This is a genomic window from Thermogemmatispora sp. (genome assembly GCF_019683755.1).
Lineage (GTDB): Bacteria > Chloroflexota > Ktedonobacteria > Ktedonobacterales > Ktedonobacteraceae > Thermogemmatispora.
On sequence record NZ_JADGHT010000368.1, the window covers coordinates 1 to 4,358 of the forward strand.

At 61.5% G+C, this 4,358-nt stretch carries 5 protein-coding genes; all 5 read left to right on the plus strand.

All coding sequences use genetic code 11. The annotated features are described in order from the left end of the window. Positions 1-959, plus strand: a 959-nt coding sequence (locus IRZ24_RS17280; RefSeq protein WP_297166939.1) for a hypothetical protein, incomplete at its 5' end; no start/stop codon positions are given. A gap of 87 nt (positions 960-1,046) precedes the next feature. Continuing rightward, positions 1,047-1,331, plus strand: a complete 285-nt coding sequence (locus IRZ24_RS17285) for a hypothetical protein (RefSeq protein ID WP_297166941.1) — start codon at positions 1,047-1,049, stop codon at positions 1,329-1,331. 88 nt (positions 1,332-1,419) lie between these two features. Next, the gene (locus IRZ24_RS17290; protein ID WP_297166944.1) at positions 1,420-1,578 is read left to right on the plus strand and encodes a hypothetical protein; all 159 of its coding nucleotides are present in this window, start codon (positions 1,420-1,422) and stop codon (positions 1,576-1,578) included. Positions 1,579-1,848: 270 nt separating this feature from the next. Then, positions 1,849-3,222 carry a helix-turn-helix domain-containing protein gene (locus IRZ24_RS17295; RefSeq protein ID WP_297166947.1) on the plus strand — a complete coding sequence of 458 codons (1,374 nt, stop codon included), beginning with the start codon at positions 1,849-1,851 and terminating at the stop codon, positions 3,220-3,222. A gap of 363 nt (positions 3,223-3,585) precedes the next feature. Then, positions 3,586-4,281 carry a creatininase family protein gene (locus IRZ24_RS17300; RefSeq protein ID WP_287268799.1) on the plus strand — a complete coding sequence of 232 codons (696 nt, stop codon included), beginning with the start codon at positions 3,586-3,588 and terminating at the stop codon, positions 4,279-4,281. Positions 4,282-4,358 lie beyond the last annotated feature (77 nt).

Here is a 4,358-nt window from a genome sequence, read left to right on the forward strand (position 1 = left end):
CGCTCGCCAGCAGCGATGGAACCCTGGAACTGGCTTCCTCTTCCGTGGGGATCGAGTCACTGGCCAGTGGTCAGATGATGCAGTCCTACGAAAGCCTGCTGGCTCTCTCCTGGGAACTCTACTACACCAGCAGCACCCAGAAGGTCGCCCAGAGCATTCAGCAGGCGCTCGGACAGCTCAACAGCGACTTTGCCCACGCCAGCGGCCTCAAGCGGGATCAGTACGATGCACTCCGCTGCCGCTTCTATCAGCTTGCATCGGTCGTGGCGCGTGACCGCCAGGACCGGGCCCAGGCTCTGGAATATGCTACCCAGGCTGTTGAGATTGCCGGTCGGCTCAACCATGCTGAATTGCTGGCGGCGGCGTATCTACGGCGTGCTCGGGTCTATCTGGGCCTGCAACGCTACGAGTCTGCCTGGCAGGATGCTGCTGCCGCTTTACCGTATGCCGACCTCGCCCGTGACCCCCTCAAAGGCAAGTGCCTCCAGATGGCTGGGGAGGCTCTCAGCTATGTGGCCGGAGCAGATCAGGGCCGGCAACAGCAGAGCCTGCGCTACTTCGAGGAGGCTGCCCGCCTTGCACGCAAAGGGGATCTGACCCCCGACGGCAGCTTCGTTAGAACGGATCTGACCAGCATCGCCATCGAGAAGGCCCAGGCCCTCACGATGTTCGGTCGGCACGATGAGGCGCTGGCAGCTCTCGGCGTGGCGCGCAAGCATCTGCAACCAGGTATGACACGCTGGCAGTTGAATTTGCTGCTGGCTGAGGCTGATGCCTACTATGCTCAGGGGGACCTGGAAAGCTGCTGCTACGTTCTCACAGACGCCCTGCGCATCGCCCGCGCGCTCAACCTGCCCACCAAGGAGGAGCGTATCAAGCGCTTGTATCAGCAGTGTCAGGGTAAGGCGCCACTACATGCTCTGCGCGATTTACAGCAGTTACTCAGCCGCCCTGCTTGAGAGCGCGCAGCGTTGAGGCAGAGACGCAGCCAGGCTCTTGCTGCCGTTGGGCCTGCTGAGGGGTATACAGGATGAGGGAGGGAATCTATGTCACCCGCCGAAGAGAAGATTCGCCACGTTCTTGAAACCAATGCCGGGCGTCTCCGAACGGAAGGGCCGGACGTCGTTCGCTGGCTGACCGGTGGCAGCGAACCAGAGGCCTATGTGCTTTTGGAACGCGAGCCGGCCACAGACCGGCTGACGGCTCGCTGTGCTTCCTGTCGGCAGGTGCTGCAGCCGCTGACCCTGGTCGACGGACGTCTGGTTGCTGAAGAGCTATTAGCAGTGCGGCGGCGCTTTGCTGGGCATACCTGTGCCCGAGCAGAGGCTTGAGCAGGGCTAAACCAGAGCCGTTCCGTCTGACGCCAGGCTGAGCAACTGCTCCCTTCGAGAGTGTGTTATCGGGAGGCGCTGGGCCCACGTGGCCAGCGTCTGCCCGGGTGCTGAGGCCGTCGCTGCAGGTCTGGACCTGGTAGCCGGCGCGGCTGAGGGCCGCGCGCAGCACCGTCCGCCAGACCGGCAAATCGCCAACCACGAGCATGGTGCGCGCTGGGCGCATGATGTCTATACTCCTTTCTGACAGACACTCTTTCCACTTGCAGACTTCGCAGCTCAACAGCATGCCTGTCCTCTCTCTAACAGATGAACTGACCTCTTCTTTACACAAGAACATCTTTTAATAGAAAGAGAAATGTGCTATCCTTTGCTTGACTTTACCCTTGCTCTTGAAGTATAGGCTATCGAGCCGGACGAGCGTGCCCCTTGACGGTGACATCTGTGCAGAATCCCTGCAGAAAGCGTGCAGCTCTGCGGGCCACAGCCGGGCTGGCGCTGAGAAGAGGCTACAACTATGCGCGAGAAGACGTGTCATCACGCCAATCACCTGCGAGCTGCCATCAAAGAGGCTGGCCTGACCATTGCTGAAGTCGCCCGCGAGACGGGCATCCCTGTAAGAACCCTCTTCGACTATTGTGCCGGGCGCGTGCGAATTCCCAGGAAGCGTCTGGAAGCCATAGCCAGGCTGCTAGCATGTCCTCCAGAGCTGCTCGTCTGCCGATCCCTTCCCGGTGGCGGCCCTCATCTGCTAGAATGGACGCAGAGCGCAGAAGCCGAAGCAGACGAAGCATCCCCGTTCCTTACCATGCTCGGGGAAGGAGCCACCGCCATCGATCGTCTAAGACGCGCCTTATTACAGCAACTGCTGCTACCGCTGGTAACGGCAGCCCCCTGGCTGCACAAGACTGCGCAAGAGCTAATCGAAGCGGAGGCTTGGGAACGCCTGGCGTTGGCGCTCAAGCGGCCCTCCCGTACCGACGCCGCCACCCTGGCCCATCTAGAGGCCGTCACCGACCTCTATTGGGAGTTATATCGTTCCTCGCTGGCCAAAAGCGACCTGCTACATGCAGTCTCAGGCCATCTGATGACCCTGACCCAGTTGCTGCATGCTCAGCAACCGCTGGCTATTCAGCGGCGGCTGTGCGCAGTCTGTAGCAATAGCGCCCAGATACTCGGCGAAATTGCCCTGGATCAGCACGACGGAGAGCGCGCTGCCGCTTCCTATCGACTCGCCATTGAGCTGGCTCGCGAGGGAGAGCAGTCAGCCCTCTGGGCGTTGGCTGCGGGCCGGCAGGCCTGGCTGTTGGTCTATCAGGGAGCAGGCAAAGCAGCCTTGCCGACCCTAGAGCACGCGCTGGCATTAGGGCAAAGCAGCCAGCTCAGTGGCCAAAGCCTGGCCTGGCTGGAAATGATGCGCGCAGAAGTGCTGGCCCAAGAACAGGATCGTTCCGGCTGCGAACGGGCGCTGGAACATGTCCATAGCTGGCTGGATCAGAGTCAGGCCGAGCAAAGCCCTGATCAGCGCTGGACGGGCTTCCAGGTCAGCGCCTGTGCGGCCTATGAGGGTCGCTGCTACCTCTATCTTGGCTCCCTCTCCCAGGCCAGAGCCTCGCTCCAGCAGGCACTGCAGTGGCTTCCTGCAGCTCCCACCAGGCGCCGGGCGCTGGTGCTGGTGGACCTGGCCCAGGTGGCTGCGCGCGAGGGAGAGCTTGAAGAAGCCTGCTCGCTGGCTGAAGAGGCGCTGATGTGTGCCTGTCAGGCGCGCTCACCGCGAGCGCTGAGAGCAGTCCATCGGCTGGCCCAAGCCTTGCAACAATGGAAGCGCTTGCCTTGCGTTGCCCGGCTCAATAGAATGCTCCGTTTGCTAGAGCAGGCGAGCCTCTCCTAGCCGGCGCGGCTGAGGGCCACGTGCAGCACCGTCCGCCAGACCGGCGAATCGTCAACCACGAGCATGGTGCGCGCTGGGCGCATGATCATCACCATGATTCTCCTTTCTTCTCACACGACCCTGTCAAATAGAGGGATCGCAGGCGTGTAACAGAGCAGTTTGACGAGCCTCAGCCAGTTCTCTGACTGCAGGTTCCCTCTGCCTTCCCGCTGTTCTCCTTTTTTTCAATTTGATTACGATAATCAGATCCAGTGACAAGTGTAACAGGCAGCAGGTCCGCTGTCAAGGGGTCGGGCTGCTGATTTTGGTTATCAGAGCCTTGCCTGTTTACGATATACTAAGGAAGGAGGAATCAGACCGCGCATGAAGCCACAACCGATCTTTCTCCCCACTGGGAGCTACGAGCAGCACGGCCCTCACTTGCCACCAGATACCGACACGCGCATTGCAGAGCTGCTGGCCCAGCGCCTGGCGGAACGCTTCAAGGGGCTGTGTCTGCCAGCCATACCGTTTGGTTGCTCTTGGGAGCACCTGGGGTCACAGACCCTGACTCTTCGCAGCAGCACATTGGCGGCGCTGGTCGACGATCTAGCCCACAGTCTACAGCAGTGGCAGCCGCGGCCCGGTTTACTGGTATTGGTCAACTGGCACGGCGGCAATGCTCTGCTCAGTTCGCTGGCTGCCGAGATCAGCGCTCGCGACGGCCTTCCCTGTGCCGTTCTGGAAGGGCAACGTGTGGCGAGTGGCCTCTGGCAGAGTCAGTATGGCAGTCCTGCCGATGTCCATGCCGGCGAACTGGAAACCTCTATTCTGCTGGCCTACTGGCCCGAACACGTGCGGCAGCCCTTGCCTGCAGGTGAGCCACGTCCGCTTGAGCCTCCGCTGTCGGTTCAGCCAGCGCTGCAGGCACTGGGGGTACGTGCCCTAAGCCCCAGTGGCGTCATTGGCTCTCCGCTGCAGGCGCGTCAGGAACGAGGGCGGGCCATCGTGGAGCGAACCATCGAGCGGCTGAGCCAGCAGCTTCAGCATCTTCTGATCCTCATGGAGCAGCGAGCGTGAGAGGACCGACACCCGAGCAGTTGCTACGCAGTCAGCCGCCGCGACTGCGTGCGAGTAGCAAAACCGATCAGGCCTAT

What these genes read in the sequence shown, in the direction of transcription:
- IRZ24_RS17285 (WP_297166941.1), top strand. Translation starts at nt 1,047, where the DNA reads ATGTCACCCGCCGAAGAGAAGATTCGCCACGTTCTTGAAACCAATGCC.
- IRZ24_RS17295 (WP_297166947.1), top strand. Translation starts at nt 1,849, where the DNA reads ATGCGCGAGAAGACGTGTCATCACGCCAATCACCTGCGAGCTGCCATC.
- IRZ24_RS17300 (WP_287268799.1), top strand. Translation starts at nt 3,586, where the DNA reads ATGAAGCCACAACCGATCTTTCTCCCCACTGGGAGCTACGAGCAGCAC.